General features: G+C 35.5%; 20 protein-coding genes. 17 read left to right on the top strand and 3 right to left on the bottom strand.

Going from position 1 to position 21,621, the window contains the following annotated elements; all coding sequences use genetic code 11:
• Positions 1-30 precede the first annotated feature (30 nt).
• The gene (locus H1A07_RS05290) at positions 31-642 is read right to left on the bottom strand and encodes a DedA family protein (protein WP_210144566.1); all 612 of its coding nucleotides are present in this window, start codon (positions 640-642) and stop codon (positions 31-33) included.
• A gap of 8 nt (positions 643-650) precedes the next feature.
• Entirely contained in the window at positions 651-1,577 is a 927-nt protein-coding gene (locus H1A07_RS05285) for a nucleoside hydrolase (RefSeq protein WP_210144564.1), read from the bottom strand.
• 141 nt (positions 1,578-1,718) lie between these two features.
• On the opposite strand from H1A07_RS05285, the gene uvrC reads away from it, so the two are divergent.
• From uvrC to H1A07_RS05245, 8 genes are all read left to right on the top strand, one after another.
• Positions 1,719-3,521 carry an excinuclease ABC subunit UvrC gene (gene uvrC / locus H1A07_RS05280; RefSeq protein WP_210144562.1) on the top strand — a complete coding sequence of 601 codons (1,803 nt, stop codon included), beginning with the start codon at positions 1,719-1,721 and terminating at the stop codon, positions 3,519-3,521.
• 104 nt (positions 3,522-3,625) lie between these two features.
• The gene (gene obgE, locus H1A07_RS05275; RefSeq protein ID WP_210144561.1) at positions 3,626-4,912 is read left to right on the top strand and encodes a GTPase ObgE; all 1,287 of its coding nucleotides are present in this window, start codon (positions 3,626-3,628) and stop codon (positions 4,910-4,912) included.
• A gap of 30 nt (positions 4,913-4,942) precedes the next feature.
• Positions 4,943-6,868 carry an acyltransferase family protein gene (locus H1A07_RS05270; protein ID WP_210144559.1) on the top strand — a complete coding sequence of 642 codons (1,926 nt, stop codon included), beginning with the start codon at positions 4,943-4,945 and terminating at the stop codon, positions 6,866-6,868.
• Between the two features lie 13 nt (positions 6,869-6,881).
• Positions 6,882-7,811 carry a ribonuclease Z gene (gene rnz, locus H1A07_RS05265; protein WP_057719330.1) on the top strand — a complete coding sequence of 310 codons (930 nt, stop codon included), beginning with the start codon at positions 6,882-6,884 and terminating at the stop codon, positions 7,809-7,811.
• Between the two features lie 4 nt (positions 7,812-7,815).
• Positions 7,816-8,610 carry an SDR family NAD(P)-dependent oxidoreductase gene (locus H1A07_RS05260; RefSeq protein WP_210144557.1) on the top strand — a complete coding sequence of 265 codons (795 nt, stop codon included), beginning with the start codon at positions 7,816-7,818 and terminating at the stop codon, positions 8,608-8,610.
• Positions 8,611-8,619: 9 nt separating this feature from the next.
• A complete protein-coding gene (locus tag H1A07_RS05255) occupies positions 8,620-8,946 on the top strand; it encodes a lipopolysaccharide assembly protein LapA domain-containing protein (protein ID WP_094496711.1) in 327 nt (108 codons plus the stop codon).
• Between the two features lie 116 nt (positions 8,947-9,062).
• Positions 9,063-9,254: a 50S ribosomal protein L32 gene (rpmF, locus tag H1A07_RS05250; RefSeq protein ID WP_004894461.1), complete on the top strand. Its 192-nt coding sequence runs from the start codon at positions 9,063-9,065 to the stop codon at positions 9,252-9,254.
• 59 nt (positions 9,255-9,313) lie between these two features.
• The gene (locus H1A07_RS05245) at positions 9,314-10,879 is read left to right on the top strand and encodes a bifunctional metallophosphatase/5'-nucleotidase (protein WP_094498417.1); all 1,566 of its coding nucleotides are present in this window, start codon (positions 9,314-9,316) and stop codon (positions 10,877-10,879) included.
• Between the two features lie 61 nt (positions 10,880-10,940).
• On the opposite strand, the gene H1A07_RS05240 is transcribed toward H1A07_RS05245, so the two are convergent.
• The gene (locus H1A07_RS05240) at positions 10,941-11,141 is read right to left on the bottom strand and encodes a YjzD family protein (protein ID WP_057719326.1); all 201 of its coding nucleotides are present in this window, start codon (positions 11,139-11,141) and stop codon (positions 10,941-10,943) included.
• Between the two features lie 102 nt (positions 11,142-11,243).
• Between H1A07_RS05240 and H1A07_RS05235 the strand changes: the two genes are divergently transcribed.
• From H1A07_RS05235 to H1A07_RS05195, 9 genes are all read left to right on the top strand, one after another.
• Entirely contained in the window at positions 11,244-14,360 is a 3,117-nt protein-coding gene (locus H1A07_RS05235) for a DNA polymerase III subunit alpha (RefSeq protein ID WP_210144555.1), read from the top strand.
• Between the two features lie 173 nt (positions 14,361-14,533).
• Positions 14,534-15,493: a 6-phosphofructokinase gene (pfkA, locus tag H1A07_RS05230; RefSeq protein WP_057719324.1), complete on the top strand. Its 960-nt coding sequence runs from the start codon at positions 14,534-14,536 to the stop codon at positions 15,491-15,493.
• Positions 15,494-15,527: 34 nt separating this feature from the next.
• The gene (gene pyk, locus H1A07_RS05225; protein WP_057719323.1) at positions 15,528-17,297 is read left to right on the top strand and encodes a pyruvate kinase; all 1,770 of its coding nucleotides are present in this window, start codon (positions 15,528-15,530) and stop codon (positions 17,295-17,297) included.
• 112 nt (positions 17,298-17,409) lie between these two features.
• Positions 17,410-18,303, top strand: a complete 894-nt coding sequence (locus H1A07_RS05220) for a CvfB family protein (RefSeq protein ID WP_210144554.1) — start codon at positions 17,410-17,412, stop codon at positions 18,301-18,303.
• A complete protein-coding gene (gene xerD, locus H1A07_RS05215) occupies positions 18,293-19,183 on the top strand; it encodes a site-specific tyrosine recombinase XerD (protein ID WP_057719321.1) in 891 nt (296 codons plus the stop codon). Before H1A07_RS05220 ends, xerD begins: the two co-directional genes overlap by 11 nt.
• 5 nt (positions 19,184-19,188) lie before the next feature.
• Positions 19,189-19,551, top strand: a complete 363-nt coding sequence (locus H1A07_RS05210) for a reductase (RefSeq protein ID WP_210144552.1) — start codon at positions 19,189-19,191, stop codon at positions 19,549-19,551.
• A complete protein-coding gene (locus H1A07_RS05205; protein WP_210144550.1) occupies positions 19,544-20,287 on the top strand; it encodes a segregation and condensation protein A in 744 nt (247 codons plus the stop codon). The genes H1A07_RS05210 and H1A07_RS05205 overlap by 8 nt, the downstream gene beginning before the upstream one ends.
• Positions 20,277-20,867 carry an SMC-Scp complex subunit ScpB gene (gene scpB, locus H1A07_RS05200; protein WP_210144548.1) on the top strand — a complete coding sequence of 197 codons (591 nt, stop codon included), beginning with the start codon at positions 20,277-20,279 and terminating at the stop codon, positions 20,865-20,867. The genes H1A07_RS05205 and scpB overlap by 11 nt, the downstream gene beginning before the upstream one ends.
• Positions 20,868-20,869: 2 nt before the next feature.
• Complete coding sequence (locus H1A07_RS05195; RefSeq protein WP_210144547.1) at positions 20,870-21,589, top strand: pseudouridine synthase; 720 nt, start codon at positions 20,870-20,872, stop codon at positions 21,587-21,589.
• Positions 21,590-21,621 lie beyond the last annotated feature (32 nt).

The following is a 21,621-nucleotide window of genomic DNA, read 5'->3' as shown; positions in this document are numbered from 1 at the left end:
CCAGTCCGCCAACCAGTATACAGCAAAATTTTACTTCTTAATTCGAGTTTTGTACCACTTAATTCCAAAGTAAATAAATAGAATTAATAAAAGGGCAATAATTACGAGTGTGTAATCATCAAAGATTCTAACTACAACTTGCCAATTTTTTCCCATATAATGTCCTAAGCCAACTAATATACTATTCCAAACTAAACTACCTAAAGTAGTCAAGATGAGGAATTTAGTCCAGCCAACATGGGCAATACCTGCGGGAATTGAGATTAAACTTCTAACAACAGGGATACAACGCCCGTAAAAAATGGCGCCAATTCCATGTTTGTCGAACCAATCGATGGCTTTTTGAGCGTCGTCTTTTTTAAATCCTAAAAGTTTAAATAATTTAGTTTCAAGTAATTTTTCAAGTCGTGGTAGCGTTAGGTTACGACTTATTGAAAATAAAATAATCGCGCCAATGATTGATCCTAAAGTTGAAGCTAGGATAACCCCGATTAGAGTTAATTTAGTTCCACTAACTAAGAATCCTCCAAGGGTCAAAATCACCTCTGAAGGAATAGGTGGGAAAATATTTTCAACGGCAATTAAAAGAATAATGGCAATATAGCCGAAATTTTCGATAAAGTGTGTTAACCAAATTGTCATTTATATATTTATTGTCTTTCTAAAATTTTATCCATTTTTTTAAAGAATAAGTCTTTGTTTGCTTCAGTTACTTCTGTAAGTTCTTTTCCGTTAGGATTTTGGAACATTCTTCCGCTTGCTAATCCTGAAGTAATAACGTCTACCTTTACTTGACGTGTTTTTACAATTTCAGGATATAAGGCGGACATAGTTGTTAGAACGTCCCATAGATATAATTCTGCATTAGGAACAGAAATAATTAAGCTGTAGCCCAGGCCAACTAAGTCAATAGCAGGATATTTTCTCAAGCTTGCCCAATGTTGACGAAGTTCATCAGTTAAAGGTAATTCTTCAGTACTTTCTAAGCCAACCATTTGAATTTCAAGGTCTGAGTTTAAGACGCGTTTAACTGCATCGGGATCCCAAAAAGCATTCCATTCTTGAGTGCCGTCAGCGTCAACGCTGACTACGTTTCCATGTCCGTCTAGAGAACCACCCATCCAGTAGACTTTTTCAATTTTTGATTGAATTGAAGAATCTTCGTCTAATGCTCGTGCTAAGTCAGTTATTGGACCAGTCATGACTAAAGTAACTGGACCATCTGCTTTTTTGATTTTATCAATCATATCTAAATGAGCTGGGAGCGGAGCTTCAGGAGTTTTGATTTCTCCAGTTTCATTTAGGATTGGAAAATAATTGAATGAGTAAGGTGCCATCCGCCATTCTTTTGGAAATTGATGAATTGCACGTGAATTTGAACGAGCAACTTCTAATTTATCACCGCGTAAATTGAATTTATCGACCATTTTCCGACAAGCTTCTACTGAAGGATCAATATATCCATCACCATTAATGGCACTAATACCAATTAATTTGATGTCAGGTGCCTGCAATAGTAAAAGAAGTGAAACTAAATCATCAATGTTTCCATCGTGATTAAAATAAATATTTTTCATTTATTTGCGACCTTTCTTTTTGGTTTAATTCCTATTTTATAGGAAGATGAGCGATAACGTAAATAAAAAAAGACATCTTACTTGGTTTTAACAAGGAACGTGATAAAATACTATGGGAATTTTAATGGGAAGGAAAAATTAATGGCAACGGAATATATTGAAAATAAATTAAAGCTTTTGCCTGATAAACCAGGTTGCTACTTGATGAAAGATGTTAATGGCAATGTGATTTATGTAGGGAAATCTAAAAACTTAAAGAACCGCGTTCGTTCCTATTTTAAGAGTAAACAAGTGGATAGACGTGCCGAACTTGTGCGTGAAATACGTGATTTTGATATCATAACTGTTTCTTCTGATAAAGAGTCTTTTTTATTAGAGATTACATTAATAAAAAAATACCAGCCTTATTACAATGTACAACTAAAACAAGGAACAGGTTATCCTTACATTGAAATTACGAATGAACGTGATCCACAAACACGCTTGACGTCAATCGTTCATAAAGACAAAGGATATTATTTTGGGCCTTATCCAAATGTTTATGCGGCTCAAGCAACCTTGAAATTTATTCAAAAAGTTTGGCCACTGAGAAGATGTTCCGGACATCAAGGTCGACCTTGTCTTTATTATCATATGGGACAGTGCCTTGGAGCATGTTTTAAAGAGGTGCCTAAAAGTGCTTATGATGCACAAATTAGAAAAATAAAGCGTTTCTTGAATGGAGATATTTCTCAAGTTAAACAAGATTTAACTGAAAAAATGACAAAGGCGTCAATGGATCTTGAATTTGAACGCGCTGCTGAAATAAGAGATCAATTGAAATATATTGAACAAACAGTTGAAAAGCAAAAAATCATTTCTAATGATCATACCCAAAGAGATATCTTTAATTTCTACGTTGATAAGTCTTGGATTTCAATTCAGATTTTCTTTTTAAGACAGGCTAAATTATTGCGCCGTGAAACAAGATTGTTTCCTTTGATAGACACTAGGGATCCAGAAGATGCATTTGTTTCATTTATTGCTCAATTTTATGGGCAACGAAACCGTGTTTTACCTAAAGAAGTGTTAGTTCCGGCTGGAATTGATAATGAATCTTTGTCTGAAGTGTTAAAGGTTCCTGTGCGAACTCCTCAGCGTGGTCAAAAGCGTGCGCTTTTAGAAATGGCTCATGATAATGCCAAGCTAAAACTTGATGAAAAATTCCGTTTGCTTGAATTAGGAAATCGAAAGACTAAAGGAGCGCAAAAAGAAATTTTTGATGCTTTAGGGCTGCCATATGGACATCGAATCGAAAGTTTCGACCACTCGCATATTCAGGGGGCTGATCCAGTATCTGCACTAGTTGTATTTACTGATGGTGAACCGGATAAACATGAATATCGTAAGTATAAATTAAAGGGCGAAGTTGAACATCAAAATGCAGCTGACGAAGTTGGTAATACTCGTGAAGTAGTTAGAAGACGTTATAGTCGTCTTTTGAAAGAACACAAAAAAATGCCAGATTTGATTTTGATGGATGGTGGTCAAATTCAGGTTGATGCGTGTTTAGATGTTTTGAGAAATGAATTGAATGTGAATATTCCTGTCGCTGGAATGGTTAAGGATGATCATCACCGCACTAATCATTTGATTTTTGGAGACCCAACACAAGGCGAAGAATTAAAATTAATCCCGCTCAATCCTAAGTCTGAAGGCTTTTACTTGATGACTAGAATTCAAGATGAAGTTCACCGCTTTGCAATTACTTTTCATAGAAGAACGCATGCTAAAAATGCTCTTTCAAGTAAGTTGGATGAAATTAAGGGTATTGGACCAAAATCTCGTAATAAGTTACTGAGAAAGTTCGGATCCTTGAAGAAAATTAAAGAGGCATCGGTAGACGAATTAAGAGATGCAGGTCTAACTCTTCCTCAAGCACAAACTGTAAAATTGAGTTTATAAATTAACCACAAAAGACCTGATTTAATAGGGCTTGATATGGTATCATAGTTAAGAAACTTTAAGAATAAATTTAATGATAATTTGATAAATAAAGGAGGCAAATTATGTTTGTCGACCAAACAAAAATAGATGTACAGGCAGGAAAAGGTGGCGATGGAGCGGTTGCCTTTCGTCATGAAAAATACGTACCGCTTGGCGGACCAGCTGGTGGAGACGGTGGACGCGGCGGAAGTATTATCTTAGTTGCAGATTCCGGCTTAAGAACTTTAATGGATTTTCGTTTTAGACGTAAGTTTAAGGCAGATAATGGTGAAAATGGACGAATTAAATCTCAATACGGACGTGGGGCTAAGGACGTGCGTCTAAAAGTCCCAATGGGAACAACAGTCTATGACTTCAATACTGGTGAGCTTTTAGGTGACTTAGTTGAAAATGGTCAAGAATTAGTTGTAGCTCATGGTGGAAAAGGCGGTAGAGGAAATATTCACTTTGCGACTCCAACTAGAACTGCTCCTGAAATTGCTGAAAATGGTGAACCAGGAGAGTTTCGGACTTTGCGTTTAGAGTTAAAAGTTTTAGCAGATGTTGGTTTAGTAGGTTTCCCATCTGTAGGGAAATCAACTTTACTGTCTGTTGTAACTAAGGCTAAACCAAAGATTGCAGCTTATGAATTTACGACCTTAACTCCTAACTTGGGAATGGTTGTTCTTCCAGATGGACGGGATTTTTCAATGGCAGACTTGCCCGGTTTAATTGAGGGTGCATCTAAGGGTGTAGGACTCGGAATTCAATTTTTACGTCATGTTGAACGTACAAAAGTAATTTTACATCTGGTATCAATGGATCCAAATAATGGACGTGATGCATATGAAGATTACGAAACAATTCGGAAAGAATTAGCAGGTTATACTAAAGATTTAACTACTAAAAAAGAATTAATTATTGCTACTCAAATGGATATTCCAGGTAGTGAGGAAAAACTAGCCGAGTTCAAAAAGAAATTAGGAGATAAGACTGTATATCCTATTTCTAGTGTGACTCATAAAGGTGTTAGTGAATTGATGGGCAAAACGGCAGATCTTGTTGAAGAAGTTGCTCGTCAAGAAGCTGAAAAGCCAGCAGAAATCAAAGTTGCCGAAAAAGAATATATTTACAAAAAGCCTGAAGATGAAGGATTTAAAGTTGAACGAACAGGAGAGCATAGCTTTATTGTTACGGGCAATAAGTTAGAGCGTCTTGTTCAAAGAACTAACCTTGATCACACCGACGGTATAATGCTTCTTGCTCGTAAATTAAAGCGTTTGGGTGTAGACGAAGCCTTAAGAGAAAATGGCGCAGTAAATGGTGACGATATTACAATAGCTGACTTTACTTTTGAATTTGTTGATTAATAAAAGTTGAAGAAGTAGGGAGTAAGACTTTTGAAAAGAAAGAACCGCTTTATTACAGGGTATGCGGGCTTACGTGCTTTAGCCGTTATTGGAGTTATTTTGTATCACCTTAATCCAAATAGTTTTATGGGTGGATATTTAGGTGTACCAATATTTTTAGTGCTATCTGGATACTTAGTTACAGATCATATGTTTCATGCCTATGAAGAGCGGGGAAAGTATGACTTTAAGTCTTTCTATTTGAGGAGGATCAAAAAGTTATATCCTCAAATGATTGCACTTTTATGGGGATGTAGTGCATATATTCTGCTTTTCCAGCAAAACCTTTTAGCAAAATTAAATCAGATAGTGATTACTAATCTGTTGAATGTTTATAATTTTTGGCAGATAAAAAATGGACAGAGCTATTTTGAACGTTTTGCTTCAAATGAATCGCCATTTATTCATTTATGGACAATGTCAATTGAAGGACAATTCTATATTGTGTGGCCGTTGGTAATTTTCCTTTTAGTTAGATATGCTAAAAAGAAAAAAATCATTTTTTGGACAATTACTGCTTTGACATTAATTTCTGCTTTAGAAATGGCTATTTTATTTAAACCCGGTGTTGATACAAGTAGAATCTATTATGGAACAGATACTAGATTTTTCTCCTTAGGCTTGGGTGCAATGCTAGCTGTATTTTGGCCAACTTGGAAGTTAAACGAACATCTTGATAAGGGAGATAGACGTTTATTAAATATTATTGGTGGGGTAGCATTGATTGGTATCTTGTTGATGGTAACTAATCCTATCTTTAATCCACAAAAAGCTTTTGCTTATCGTGGTGGAATGTTCTTATTCTCTTTTGTTACGATGATTTTAGTTGGAGTAATTGCTCACCCTGGCAGTAGCTGGAATAGGTGGTTAACTAACCCAGTTTTTAATTGGATTGGTTCACGTTCATACGGAATTTACTTGTATCAGTTTCCAGTAATGATTTTCTTTGAAGATAAAGTTAAGGACATTGCTGATCATGTAGTGCTTTATCATACTATTGAAGTGATTTTGATTTTAATTATTGCTGAGCTAAGTTATCGTTTTATTGAAAAGCCATTTGGTCGAATTGACTGGGAGAAGGTGCATCAATTTTTAACTAAGGCTTTGAATTTTAAGGCTAAACATTATCAAGCTAAGGCCTTATTAGCTACGGGTATTATTGTTTTTATTTTGGGTAGTTTTGGTATCATAAAAGCTCCTACTGTAAAAGCGGAAAATCCAAATCACTCGGAATTAGCAACACAAATTAAATCTAATCGAAATCGGCAGTTAAAGAAGAATAAGAAATTAATCAAAGAAGCTCAATCTAGGAAGAAAGCTGCTCCAACTTCAAAATCGACACTATTAAAGCAAGCTAAACAATTGGCAGCCACTAAGCTAGTAAATAAGGATTTCGAAAAATATGGAATTTCTCAAGTAGACCTACAATTAGCGCAAAAGATTCAAGTGACTGCTATTGGAGATTCGGTAATGGCTGGTTCAAGTCAGAATATGCAAAAGCTAATGCCGCATTTAATTGTAGACGCTGCTGTATCACGGCAATTGGGTAATACTATTCCATTATTTGAACAGTATAAAAACAAGGGTGCCTTAAATGATAATGTTTTGATCGGATTAGGGACAAATGGCCCCTTTACTCCTAAGGAGCTTGATCAATTAATGAAAATTATTGGGCCGAAACGACACGTTTTCTGGATTAATGTTCATGTTCCGACACGTGATTGGCAAGATCAAGTCAATAATGAGCTAAATGCGGCAACGAAAAAATATCCAAATTTAACGATTATAAAATGGCATGAAGTTGCTGCTAGTCATCCCGATTGGTTCTACGATGATCATACACACCCAACTACGGAGGGATCTAAGTTTTATAGTGCCTATGTAACTAAAGAATTAGTTACTAAGGGAAAATATTAGAAATAGGGTTTTCATGGAAATACAATTTTTAGGAACAAGTGCAGGACAGCCTTCAAAAAGCAGAAATGTTTCTTGTACTGCACTTAAATTATTAGATGAATTAAATGAAATATGGCTTTTTGATGTAGGAGAAGCAACGCAACATCAAATTTTAGATACTAATATTAGGCCTAGAAAAGTAACACGAATTTTCATTTCACATACTCATGGTGACCATATTTTTGGGTTACCTGGTTTTCTTTCATCTCGATCTTTTCAAGGGGATGGGGGACCATTAACAATCTATGGACCTGCAGGTATTGAGCAATTTGTTCAGACTTCTTTAAGAGTTTCAAAAACTCATGTTTCTTACCCAATTAAATATGTAGTTTTAAAAGAAGATGGTCTAATTTTTGAAAATGATATTTTTGCAGTTTATACTGCTCGTCTTGACCACCGTGTACCTAGTTTTGGCTTTCGTGTAGTTGAAAAGCCACGTTCTGGTGAACTATTGATGGATAAGGTAGCAGAATATAACGTGCCAAATGGTCCACTTTTAGGTCAATTAAAAGCTGGTAAGATAATTACATTAAGCAATGGTCAAAAATTAGATGGACACGATTTTTTGGGTAAGGAACGTCCAGGTCGAATTGTTACAATTATTTATGACACGCGCCCAACGAAAAATATTGGAGAATTAGTAGAAAATGCAGATGTTTTAGTACATGAAGCGACATTTAGTGGCGAGGAAGAAAAGATGGCTCATCGCTATTTCCATTCTACTTGCGTTGATGCAGCTCGTGTGGCACGTGATCACAATGTAGGTCAGCTTTATTTAACACATATTTCTGCTCGCTATACTGGAAAAGCCGGGAGACAACTAGAACACGAAGCAAAAAAAATATTTAAGCATACTAAATTAGCGAATGATTTAGATAGTTTTGAAATTACGTTGAGGGGATAATAAGATGAGTAATTCATTAAGGGATAAGGTAGTAATAGTTACTGGTGCTTCAAGTGGTATTGGACGTTCAATCGTTTTGGAGAGTGCAAGCCGAGGTGCAACTGTTATTTTGATGGCACGTCATCAAGACAAGCTAGAAGAAATTGCGAATGAAGCACGTCAGTTGTCAGGAAATGATGCATTTGTTTTTCCGACTGATATGAGCAAAGCTGATCAAATTGATCGCGCCTTTAATGAAATTGTTAGTCATGTAGATCATATTGATTATCTAGTTAATGCTGCAGGTTTTGGAGTATTTAAAGAGTTTTTAGAAACTTCACCTCAAGTTGTAACTGAAATGTTCCAAACTAATGTCTTGGGACTAATGTACTTTACTCGGCTAATAGCGCGAGTAATGATTGATCAAAAAGAAGGACAAATTGTTAATTTTGGCTCAATTGCTGGTATTGTTCCAACTACTAAGACGGCAGCTTACAGTGCTACTAAGGCAGCAATTATTCAATTTTCAAATGTTTTACGTCTAGAATTAAAGCCGTTTAGCGTTAAGGTTATGACAGTAAATCCTGGTCCGGTTTACACAAATTTCTTTAATATTGCTGATGAGACTGGTTCTTATGTTAACAATGTTCAACGCTTTATGCTTGATCCAGATGATGTAGCTTGGCAGGTAGTACACTTCTTTGGCTCTAAACGTCGTGAACTCAATTTACCACTTAGTCTAGCTACTTTGGCTAAGTTTTATCAAATATTCCCAACTATTGGTGACTGGGCAAGTTTAAAATTTGCTAGCAGAAAGTAGGTATGAACAGTGAATAAACAACGAAATTTAGTAATTGGATTAATAATTGTTTTAGTACTTGTAATCTTTGCATGCTTAAATACTGAGCTTGTAGCAATTAATTTTGGTTTTTTCCAGCCTAAAATGCCCCTAATTATCGTTTTAGTAATTATGTTATTACTTGGTGCTTTAGTTTCACTTTTATTAGGAAGAGGAGAGAAATTTTCTCCAGATGTTAAAAAAGCACTAGCAAAACAGAAGAAAGAATTAGATAATAAGTATCGGAGTGAAATTGAATCAAGAGATAAGCAAATAGCTGAATTAAAAAAAGTTAACAATTCTGAAGCTACAAAATAAGATTGGACTTGATTTATCAGCTCTTAGATTGTATCATTGAAATACGTGAGTATTTAGTGAATTTGTTTATTTAAAGGTTCGCAAGTCTCAATTCTATAAAAAAGGAGATCTAACTAATGGCAGTTCCTGCAAGAAAAACTTCTAAGCAAAAGAAACGTTCACGTCGTGGTCATATTAAATTAACCACACCAGCAATGCATTATGATGCAACTACTGGTGAATACCGTTTAAGCCACCGCGTTTCACCAAAGGGCTTTTACAAAGGCCGTCAAGTTGCTAACGAAAACAAGCAACAAAATAACGATTAATTAAAGACACCGTGGGGTGTCTTTTTTTATATAATTTTTGATTAAAGGAATAAGTATTAATGAAACTAGTTATATTACACTCAAGTGATACGCATGGATTTTTAATGCCGACTGATTATCAAGATAAAGATAATTACGATGCTCCAATTTCTCTTAGCCGAGTAAGTAGTGTGGTTAAGAGCGAAAAAGAAAAATATGGTGCTGATAATGTTTTGGTAACAGATAGTGGTGATTGCTTACAAGGCTCTCCGTTAGCTAGCTATACGCAAAAGCTCCCTGAAAAAGAAGGATTGCGTAAGTTTACTGAAGCATATAACGAAGTTGGTTATGATGCACGTGCTTTAGGTAATCATGATTTTAATTATGGTTTAGATTATTTATCTTACTATGTTGATAATAATAAGGCCCCATTTATTAATGACAATGTTTTAGATGCTGAAACTAATGTACCTTTCTTTGGTAAGGAATATTCAATTATAGAAAAAGCTGGCTTAAAGATTGGTATTATGGGTATTACTACTCAATATATTTCTCATTGGGAATCAGAGGAGCATATTAAGGGATTAAAATTTGTTTCAGGTTATGATGTGCTTTCTAAATTAGCTAAGAAATTACGTCCTCAAGTAGATATTCTTTGTGCTATGTATCATGGTGGGTTTGAAAGTGATCCATTAACTGGAGAAGAAACTGAGCCTCATACAGGTGAGAATGAAGGATATAAGATTTTAACCCAGATTCCAGAGATTGATGTCTTTTTAACTGGGCATCAACACCGTCGCTTAAATTTAGTTACGCGTAATACTGCAATTGTTCAACCAGGTTATCGCGGAGAAGCAGTAGGTAAGGTAGTAATTGACTTTGATAAAGATGAGAATGGCAAAGTTAAAATTAATGATATGACTACTGAACTCATTGATAGTAAAGATTACGCTCCAGATCCTGCAATTGAAAAGATTGTAAAGAGTCTTGATGAAGAAACTCAAAAATGGTTAGATCAACCGATCGCTCATTTATCTGAACCTGCTCCAATTGAGGATACAATTAAGGGCAGAATTGAAGGAGCACCGTTTATTAATCTTATTCAACAAATGCAACTTTGGTTTACTGGAGCAGATATTTCAGCTACAGCAATTATGTCCGAATCGGCTCATGGATTTTCAAAGAACGTTACAATGAGAGAAGTTTTGCTTAACTATCCATATGCTAACCAACTTTGCATTGTTAACTTAACTGGAAAAGAGTTAAAAGAGATTATTGAATATTCAGCTGGATTTTTAGAAAAGGACGAGGATGGTAAAATTAAATTTATCGATCGTTGGATTACGCCTAAGCCAATGCTATATCATTTTGATCTTTTCTATCCTGTTAAATATGAAGCCGATCTTTCTAAACCAGTGGGACAAAGATTAACCAAGATGACTTTGAATGGTAAAGATCTTGAAGATGATAAAGTTTATAAATTGGCTGTAAACAATTATCGCGCCTTAGGTGGAGGATTCTATCCAGCTTATAGTATGGACAAGATTGAAAAGATTTTTGATCAAGATTATGTTCAAATGTTTAGCGAATATTTGACCCATGGAGATATCAAAGTAGATACAAATAAAAATTATAAATTTTACTAATATGACAAAAAAGCTGTTTCACTTAAGAAACAGCTTTTTATAATATTCAAATTTAGTTAAATTATAGTTTGTTATACTTACTTTTATCTTTGTAGCTTTTAGCAGTAATGGCGGGAATAATAATTGCGAATAGCAAGCCAAAGACTGCGCCAATAATCAAAGATTGCATTGGATTAAATTGCATCTGAGTTAAAGAGGCAGCAATAAAACCGATAATTTCGCAAAAAATGCATGACCAAATCATTGTAATAATGTAGCGCATAATCTCTCCTTCTTTCGCTAGGTATCTTAGCAAAAATAAGAGGTTTTCGCAAGCGAAGTTAATAGAATTTGCTATACTTAAACTATTAGAAAGGGTGAGCTTATGGGAGCAGTTAGTTTGCAAAATCTTAGCAGCTTTACTTTACTTGAAAGTCCAACTAAAGTTAAAAATTTAGCTGAAAATGCTAAGAAAAAAGGTTATTCTGCACTTGCCTTAACCGATATTAATATTACTTATGGCTTAGTAAATTTCTATAAAGCTGCTAACGAGGTTGGGATTAAGCCCTTATTAGGAATGCAGCTTAGGATTAATGGCTTAATTGATGAAGCCAATAAGTATGATTTGATTGTAATTGCAAAAGATGATCAAGGATATAAAAATATTTTACGTTTATCTAGCGCGGTCAATTTATTAACTGAAAATGGTGAAAAAGAAAATGTCTTAACACTAGAAGAGTTAAAAAAATATCTTGGACATCTAGTATTAATTACTCCAAGTAATTTACATAGCGAGTTGAAGATGATTCAGACTAATAATCCGAAGATGGGAGCAAATATAGTTCGAAAATTACTTGATTACTTACCAACTTCTTCTTCACTATATTTAGGTGTTTATGCGGCCCAAGAACAGGGTGAATATATAAGCTATATTCGATCCTTAGCAACACAATTTAACTTGTCGCTAACTGCTGTAGAAGATGGCGAGTATCTTAATCGTAATGAGCAATTTTTAAGACGAACTTTGCAGGCAATTAAAAGCAATGTTCATTTAGAAAATGTTGAACAGTTAGCAAAACAAGCTGGGTCACATTATTTAAAAACTAGCGAAGAACTGCAAGTTAATTATCGCAAATTTGACGTTGAAGATGCCTTAAAGAATGCGGAAAAAATTGGAGAAATTTGTAATGCTAAAATTACTTTCCAAGATCCGCAATTACCGAAGTTTAAGCAAAATAACTTTCCTACTTCAAAAGAATATTTACATTTTTTAGCGCAGGATGGTCTTGCTAAACGATTCAATAATCAAATTCCAGCAAAATATCAGGAAAGACTAGACTATGAGCTAAAAGTAATTAATGAAATGGGCTTTGATGATTATTTCCTCATTGTATGGGATGTAATGAATTTTGCTCATAGTGTCCATATTACAACTGGTCCTGGACGTGGATCAGCAGCGGGCTCGCTTGTGTCCTATGCTCTTAGAATTACAGAAGTTGATCCAATTGAATATAATTTGCTTTTTGAACGTTTCTTAAATCCGGCTCGTCAGCAAATGCCTGATATTGATTTGGATATTCCTGACAATCGACGGGATGAAGTAATCAAGTATATGTTTGAAAAGTATGGCATGAACCATGCAGCGCAAATTTTAACTTTTGGTACTTTAGCTGCAAAACAGGTTTTAAAAGATGTATGTCGCGTTTTTGGATTAAACAAGGTTGAAACATATCGCTGGCTAGATGCAATACCACGTTCTAAAGGTAAGATCACTTTGGATGAGGCTTATCGACAATCAAAGGAATTGCAGCTTTTAGTTAATACAAATGTTCTTAGCAAGATCTTATTTGCGACTGCAAAGCATTTAGAAAATTTACCAAGACATTATTCAATTCATGCTGCAGGACTTGTAATTACTGATGATTCATTAGCAGAAATTGTAGGATTGCAGGCTGGCCCTCTAGGAATTCCTGTAACTCAACAGACTAAGTTAAATGTTGAATCTTTGGGTTTATTGAAGATCGATTTTCTAGGCCTAAGAAATTTAACTATTTTAGGAAGTATCATAGCGGCTTTGAAAGCTGATGGAATTGAAATTGATCCTAACCAAATTCCATTAGACGATCAGGAAACGCTAGCCTTGTTTCAACGCGGAGAAACAGATGCTGTCTTTCAATTTGAGTCCGATGGTATCAAGCACGTTTTAGAACAACTACATCCAGATAGTTTTGAAGATATTGTGGCTGTGAATGCTTTATATCGTCCAGGCCCAATGAATAATATTGATCACTTTATTAACAGAAAACATGGGAAAGAAAGAGTTCAATATCCTGATCCTAGTTTGAAAAAGATTCTAGGTCCAACGTATGGAATTTTGGTTTATCAGGAACAGGTTATGCAAACTGCTCAGATCCTAGCCGGATTTTCTTTAGGAGAAGCTGATCTTTTAAGACGAGCAATGTCTAAAAAGAATGCAGATGTAATTCAAAAGGAACGTAATAAGTTTATTCAAGGTGCCATTAAGTTAGGCCGAAGGAAAGAAACAGCAGAACAAGTCTATAACTATATTGCTGAATTTGCTAATTATGGTTTTAATAGGTCTCATGCTGTAGCTTATAGCAAAATTGCTTTTTGGCTCGCTTACTTTAAAGTACATTATCCAGGAGCTTTTTATCTTGCTTTGTTAAACAGTAATCTTGGAAATCGTCATAAGATTGCAGAGTATTTAATGCAGGCACAAGAAGCGGGTATTAAAATATTGCCGCCAGATATTGAGAATAGTAAGGCTAATTTTTCTCTAGCAAATGGGAAAATTTTAGTTGGTTTAAGAGCAGTTCGAGGGCTAAGGAGCGATTTATTAAAACAAATTTTAGCAATTAAACGTCCAATTAAGTCAATGACTGATTTTTTATGGAAAATTGATAATAAATTATTGAGTACAGACGCCATTGGGAATTTAATTAAGGCAGGAGCTTTTGATCGTCTATCTCCTAACAGAAATGAACTTTTGACAATTAATAAGGATTTAGTTGAAAGCGTAAAAATGGCAGGATCTAACTTATCTCTATTTGAGACGCTTGAGCCAAAAGTTGCAGAGCAAAAGCAACCTACTACTGCTGAAAAGTCGGCAATGGAAGTTGAAGCAATGGGCTTTAGTACAGGTATTAACCCAATTATGGCTGTTCAAAAGTATGCCAGAAAATACAATGCAAAAAGACTACAAACTTTTGAAAACAATGAGCAAGGAATTGCTGTTGGAAAACTAATGAAAGTTAAGCAAATCACCACCAAAAAGGGTGATAACATGGCTTTTGCTATATTTAGCGATAGCAGCGGTGAAAAAGATTTTACTATTTTTCCTCAAGTCTGGGAAAAAGTGGAAGAAAATCTGAAGATAGGCGAAATATATCTTCTTCAAGTGAGAACTCAAAGTGATAGATTTAACCCTAATAAGATTCAATTTTTGCTTTCTAATGCTCGTCAGGTTAATTTTAAAAATTAGCTAAATTTTCTTGAAATTGTAAAAATTGAGCTTAGCAGTATTGAAAGCGAAATCATTTATTTGATAGGGATGATTAGTGAAAAAAATAAGCTTTTTTTTGAAGACATTGAGTAAAAAAAATGGTACGATAAAACCGATGTGAGTAAAACACAGAAAATCGTAGAGGTGAATTCATGAAACGGATTGGTATTTTAACTAGTGGTGGAGATGCCCCTGGTATGAACGCTGCCATTAGAGCTGTTACTCGTACAGCTTTGGCAAACGGTATCGAAGTTTGTGGAATTCGTTATGGATATGCTGGCTTAGTTGCTGGTGATATTTTCCAAATGACTTCTGAAACAGTTGCGGACAAGATTAGCCGCGGCGGTACCTTTCTTTATTCAGCTCGTTTCCCAGAATTTAAGGAAGAAGAAGTTCAACTTAAGGGAATCGAACAATTAAAGAAGCATGGAATCGATGCTTTAGTTGTCATTGGTGGTGACGGTTCTTACCATGGTGCATTGAAGCTTACAAGACATGGATATAATGCCATTGGTCTTCCGGGTTCAATTGACAACGATATTCCTTACACTGATTTTACAATTGGTTTTGATACTGCATGTAATACTGCAATGGAAGCCATTGATAAGATTCGTGACACTGCAACAAGTCACCAACGTGTATTTGTTGTAAATGTTATGGGTCGTGATTGTGGAGATATCGCAATGCATGTTGGTGTTGCTACCGGTGCAGATGCAATTGTTATTCCAGAAGAACCTTATGACATTAAAGAAATTGCTGAAAATTTGAAGCAAGGATTTGCTAATGGTAAGAAGCATGGAATTGTTGTTCTAGCTGAAGGTGTTATGGACGCTGATAAATTTAAGGATGAACTTCTTAAGTATGGCGACTTTGATGCTCGTGCTAACGTATTGGGTCATATGCAACGTGGCGGAAGCCCAACAATGCGTGATCGTGTGTTAGCAAGTGAAATGGGTGCTTATGCTGTTAAGTTATTACTTGAAGGCAAAGGCGGCTTAGCTGTTGGTATGGAAGATAACAAGCTTACCCACCATGATATTCTTGATTTGTTTGATGCAAAACACCACGGTAATTATGCGTTATACTCATTAAACAAAGACTTAGCCAAGTAGTTTTTGATTTTGTATTATAGGAGATTTTTTCAAGATGAAGAAAACTAAAATTGTTAGTACTTTAGGGCCAGCCTCAAACGATGTTGAGACTATTACTAAATTAGCTGAAGCAGGTGCAAACGTATTCCGTTTCAACTTCTCACACGGTGACCACGAAGAACACCGTGAACGTATGAACATGGTTCGTGAGGTTGAAAAGAAGACTGGTAAACTTCTTGGCATTGCTCTTGATACTAAGGGTGCCGAAATTAGAACTACTGAACAAGAAGGCGGCAAGTTCACTATTAACACTGGTGACACTATCCGTATTTCTATGGACGACACTAAGAAGGGTAACAAGGACATGATCCACGTTACCTACGATGGTCTTTACGACGATACTCACGTTGGTGGTCACGTATTAATCGATGATGGTTTAGTTGACCTTTTGATTAAGGAAAAAGATGACGCTAAGAGAGAATTAGTTTGTGAAGCTCAAAACACTGGTTTAATTGGTTCTAAGAAGGGTGTTAACGCTCCTGGTGTTGAAATCCGCCTCCCAGGTATCACTGAAAAAGATACTAACGATATTAAGTTCGGTTTAAAGGAAGGTATCAACTTCATCTTTGCTTCATTTGTTCGTAAAGCACAAGATGTTCTTGACATTCGTCAATTGCTTGAAGAAGCACACTGTGAATACGTAAAGATCTTCCCTAAGATTGAATCACAAGAAGGTATTGATAACATCGACGAAATCTTAAAGGTTTCTGATGGTTTAATGGTTGCTCGTGGTGACATGGGTGTTGAAATTCCATTTATCAATGTTCCATTTGTACAAAAAGAATTAATCAGAAGATGTAACGCATTGGGTAAGCCAGTTATTACTGCTACTCAAATGCTTGACTCAATGCAAGAAAACCCACGTCCAACTCGTGCCGAAGTTACTGACGTTGCAAACGCTGTTCTTGATGGTACTGATGCAACTATGCTTTCAGGTGAATCAGCAAATGGTCTTTACCCAGTTAAGGCTGTTAAGGCTATGGCTGAAATCGATATGCGTACTGAAAAGCAACTTGCTAAGCGTAACAAGTTAGCTCTTCAAAGATTCGAAGAATACAAGGGCTCAAACGTTACTGAAGCTATTGGTGAATCAGTTGTTAGAACTGCTGAAGAATTGGGCGTTAAGACTATTATTGCTGCAACTGAATCTGGCTACACTGCACGTATGATTTCTAAGTACCGTCCAAACGCAGACATTATTGCTATGACTTTCAACGACAAGATTCAACACTCATTAGGTGTTGTTTGGGGTGTAAAGCCAATGTTGACTGAAAAGCCTAAGTCTACTGAAGAAATGTTTGAAAAGGCAGCTGAACTTGCTAAAGAAACTGGTCTTGCAAAAGACGGTGACTTAGTAATTATCGTTGCTGGTGTTCCTTTGGGCGAAACTGGTACTACTAACTTGATGAAGTTACAATTAATCGGTACCCAACTTGTTAAAGGTTTAGGTGTTGGTGAACAATCAGTTATTGGTAAAGCTGTAGTTGCAACTTCTGCTGAAGAAGCTAACAGCAAAGTTCAAGATGGTGACATCTTAGTTGCTAAGACTACTGATAAGGATTACTTACCAGCAATCAAGAAGGCTTCAGGTATGGTAGTTGAAGCTTCTGGTTTAACTAGTCACGCAGCTGTTGTTGGTCTTTCACTTGGTATCCCAGTTATCGTTGGTGCTACTGATGCAGTAGAAAAGATCAAGGATGGTTCTAAGATTACTGTTGATGCTCGTCGCGGTGCTGTTTACCAAGGCGAAGCAACTAACCTTTAATCTGAATTAAATAGCTTATTAAAATAGTCAGCGAAAGCTGGCTATTTTATTTTTGTCTTTTTTTCCTTATACTATAAGATGATAGACAAAATAAAAGGATTGAGGCGCTATTATGTTAGGTGAAATAAGAAAAGGAAAAGTTACTGATGAAAATGAATCTGCTTTTTATGTGCAGGTTGAAGGGGTAACTTTTGAATTAAAGAAAATAGAAATTACACAAGATGAACCAATCCACCTAGGTGATGAAGTCCAGGGCTTTATCTATGAAAATAAAGATAAAAAGAAAGAAATGACGCAATTTTATCCATTTGCTCAAAAAGATCAATACGGTTGGGCAACTGTAACAGAAGTGCGCCGTGACTTAGGTGTTTTCTTAGATATTGGTTTAAATGACAAAGATGTTGTTGTATCTTTAGATGATTTACCACTTGAAAAAGATCAATGGCCTAAAAAGGATGACAGGCTCTTGGTTCGCCTTGAAACAGATGAAAAAGAACGTATTTGGGCTAAGATAGCTGAAGAAGATGTTTTTGAACAATTAGCAGCTAATTTCCCAGCACACTTAGAAAATAAGAATATGTCAGGAACGGTCTATCGAAATTATGAAGTTGGTTCTTTTGTAATTACTGATCAATACTACTTAGCCTTTGTCCACAAATCTGAAATGTTCCGTCCATTACGTGTTGGACAAAAGATCAAGGCACGTGTAATTGGTGTTAGTCAGTATGGTAGATTGAATTTGAGTGTTCTTCCTCGTGGATTTGAAGAAATTGATGATGATGCTCAAATGATTTTAGTAAGTTTACGTCGTGAAGCTACTAAGACTTTACCTTTTTACGATAAGAGTGATGCTCAAGAAATTAAGAATCACTTTGGCATTTCAAAGTCAGCTTTCAAACGTGCACTGGGACACTTACTAAAGAATGGGTTAATTACTGAAGATAAAGATGCAGGAACAATTAGCTTGGTAGAAAAAGATGACTCAGACGCAGATAATGAAGGATAATTTAGAGGATTATTTAAGATTCGGTCAGGTAGAACGTGGTTTAAGTCCAAATACTATTGTTTCTTACCGAACGGATTTGGAAGAATATCTAAGTTACTTACAAGATCAAAATGAAACAAGTTGGGAAGTAGATTATCTAGTTGTTGATGCTTTTCTCGCTACTCAAAAAGATAAGGGGAAAGCAACTACCTCAATTAGTCGTATGATTTCTAGTTTGCGTAAATTTTATCAATGGCTTTTAAGGCAAGATATAATTGAGCGTGATCCATTAGTTAAGATTGATTCACCAAAAAGTGAACGCCGATTGCCAACAGCACTCAGCCAAGACGAAGTTGACAAATTGTTGACTGCTCCTGATACGAATACTCGATTGGGAATTAGAGATCGAGCAATGCTTGAAGTTCTTTATGCTACAGGCATGCGTGTTAGTGAATTAATTAATTTACGAACTGGCGATATTCATAATGATTTGAAAATTATTCGAGTTCTTGGTAAAGGATCAAAAGAGCGACTTGTACCAATTACCGAAGTTGCTTTATCATGGTTAGAGAAATATCAAAAAGACGTTAGAGAAGCTCAAGTCCTGAAGAGCGGTCAATTTACTGATGTAATATTTTTGAATAATCACGGTCATCAATTGACTAGACAGGCTGTTTGGCAAAAGATAAAAAAATATTGTCAGCTTGTTGGAATAACTAAGAATGTAACGCCGCATACTCTTAGGCATACTTTTGCGACACATCTGCTTGAAAATGGGGCAGATTTAAGAGTAGTTCAAGAAATTTTGGGACATAGTGATATTACGACTACACAGATTTACACTAATCTGACACAGAAACATATTTTGGAGGTTTATAATCAAGCACATCCACGTGCCTAACTATTATGATCAGCAAATATAAAAAAGATTACGAAAAGACTGTGATGGGATACTTGTCGTATCTTTCAGATTTTAAAAATATTAAGAACTTACAGGAAGAAATGAAGCTATATACTAGCGATTCTAACCAATTTGAGGTTCTTATTTATCAACAAAAGGGCAATGCTAGAGGAATTATCGGTATTCAGGAAGAAAAAGATTTTATCATTATTCGCTATTTATCTCTTGATCCAACAATGCGTGATCAAGAAACCGAGCAGCGAGTAATGAATGATTTAAAGCACCTCTATCCTGATAAGATGATTACGGCTTTACCTGACTGGACCTTTTTATTAAATTATTTAAAGGAAAATAAAACTGATGAATAATGCTGATGAATTGACTTTAGATCTTCCTAATTTTACCGGACCCTTAGATTTACTTTTGCACTTAATTAGGTCGCAGAAGATAGATATCTATGATATTCCGATTGCGAAAATTACGGGACAATATTTAGCTAACTTAGCTCGCTGGCAGACTTTAGATTTACAGATTGCTGGGGAGTATTTTGTGATGGCATCAACTCTTTTAAGAATCAAATCGCAATATTTGTTACCTAAAAATGATTTTATTGAAGAAGATCAGTATCAAGAAGACCCACGTACTGAGCTGGTTGAACAGTTGGTACAATATTCAGTCTTTCAAAGAATCGCAGATTATTTTAAAAAGCGAGATGAAGAAATGCCAATTACAGTGACAAAAGATCCCTCGGTTTCACCTAAAAAGGAAATAGAACCATTGCCTTTAGGTGAAATTACAAGTGATGAGCTTGCAAATACTTTTAAGGTTGTTTTAGAGCGATTTAAATTAAGAAAACCTCAAGTTGGGAAAATCGAAGTTCATGAAACTTCAATTGAAGAAATGACGAGCTTTTTGAAAAATAAGTTACATAAGAAAAGATCAACTAGTTTTTTTGATTGTATTAAAAACTTTCAAGATCTTGATCAAGTAATTGGCTTATTCTTAGCAGTTTTAGAATTATGTCGTGATCATAAAATTTTGGTAAAACAAAGTAGAGATTTTGGTGATCTAGAGTTAGAGAAAGTAGAGACGAATGGCAAGTAAAGAAGCAGAATTAGAAGCCCTACTTTATGCAGCAGGGGATGATGGCTTAGACGCAGATAATTTGCTGCAATTATTAGAAATCTCGCCTTCTGCATTAAGAGAGCTGGCAAATCATCTTAAAGATCGACTGAAAAGTGATGAAAATTCGGGACTACAGTTAATTTGTATTAACCAAACCTATAAGTTAACTACGAGCGCTAAGTGCGGGGATGTGATTTCTAAATTCTTCCAAAAGGATTTATCGAAAAACTTAAGTCAATCAGCTCTTGAGATTTTATCTATCATTGCTTATCGTCAACCGATTACACGTGTTGAAATCGATGACTTAAGAGGGGTTAATTCTTCAGGAGCTTTGCAGACTTTAGTTTGGCGTGGGTTAATTAAAGTAAATGGAAAAAAAGATGTTCCCGGTCATCCGAATTTGTATGTTACAACTGATTATTTCTTACAATATTTCAATTATGAAAGTTTAGCTGATTTACCTGTAATTGAAGAATTTGAAGCAGATGATAATCCAGTAAACTTATTTGATCAGGATGAGGGAAATAATAAAGAAATTAATTTTGACGAAGGTGAATAAAAATGGCTGAAAGACTACAAAAAGTGATTGCTCAAGCAGGTGTGGCATCAAGACGTAAGGCTGAAAAGATGATTACAGCTGGTCAAGTAACTGTTAATGGTAAGAGAGTTACTGAGCTTGGTACTAAAGTAGAGTCTAACGATAAAATTGAAGTAAATGGTGTCCCAATTGAGAAGGAAGCTTTGCATACTTACTTATTCTATAAACCACGTGGAGTAATTTCTTCAGTAAGTGACGACAAAGGTAGAAAAACAGTAGTTGACTTCTTTGAAGATGTACCATATCGTCTTTATCCAGTTGGTCGTCTTGATTACGATACATCCGGCTTATTATTAATGACAAATGATGGGGAATTAGCTAATAAGTTGATGCACCCACGTAATGAAGTACCAAAGGTTTATGTAGCAAAAATTAAGGGAATCTTGTCCCCAGAAGATATTCGTTCACTTACTCATGGGGTCCGAATTGATGGCAGAAAGAGCGCACCAGCTAAATTAAAGATTTTGAAGACGGATGATAAGAAGAACACTCAAATTGTTCAATTAACCATTCACGAAGGTCACTACCACCAAGTTAAGAGAATGTTCGAAGCGGTGCACCATTTTGTAGAAAAACTATCACGTGAAAAGTATGCCTTTTTAACTTTGAAGTCATTAACTTCAGGTGAATATCGCAAATTAACTCACGAAGAAGTATTTCGTTTGAATCACTTGGCTGATTAGCACACACTTTATAAGCTGTGATAAAATAAAAC

This window comes from Lactobacillus taiwanensis (assembly GCF_017894345.1).
Lineage (GTDB): Bacteria > Bacillota > Bacilli > Lactobacillales > Lactobacillaceae > Lactobacillus > Lactobacillus taiwanensis.
The sequence above is the reverse complement of the archived record's forward strand: the minus strand, read 5'-3'. Positions and strand labels throughout refer to the sequence as shown.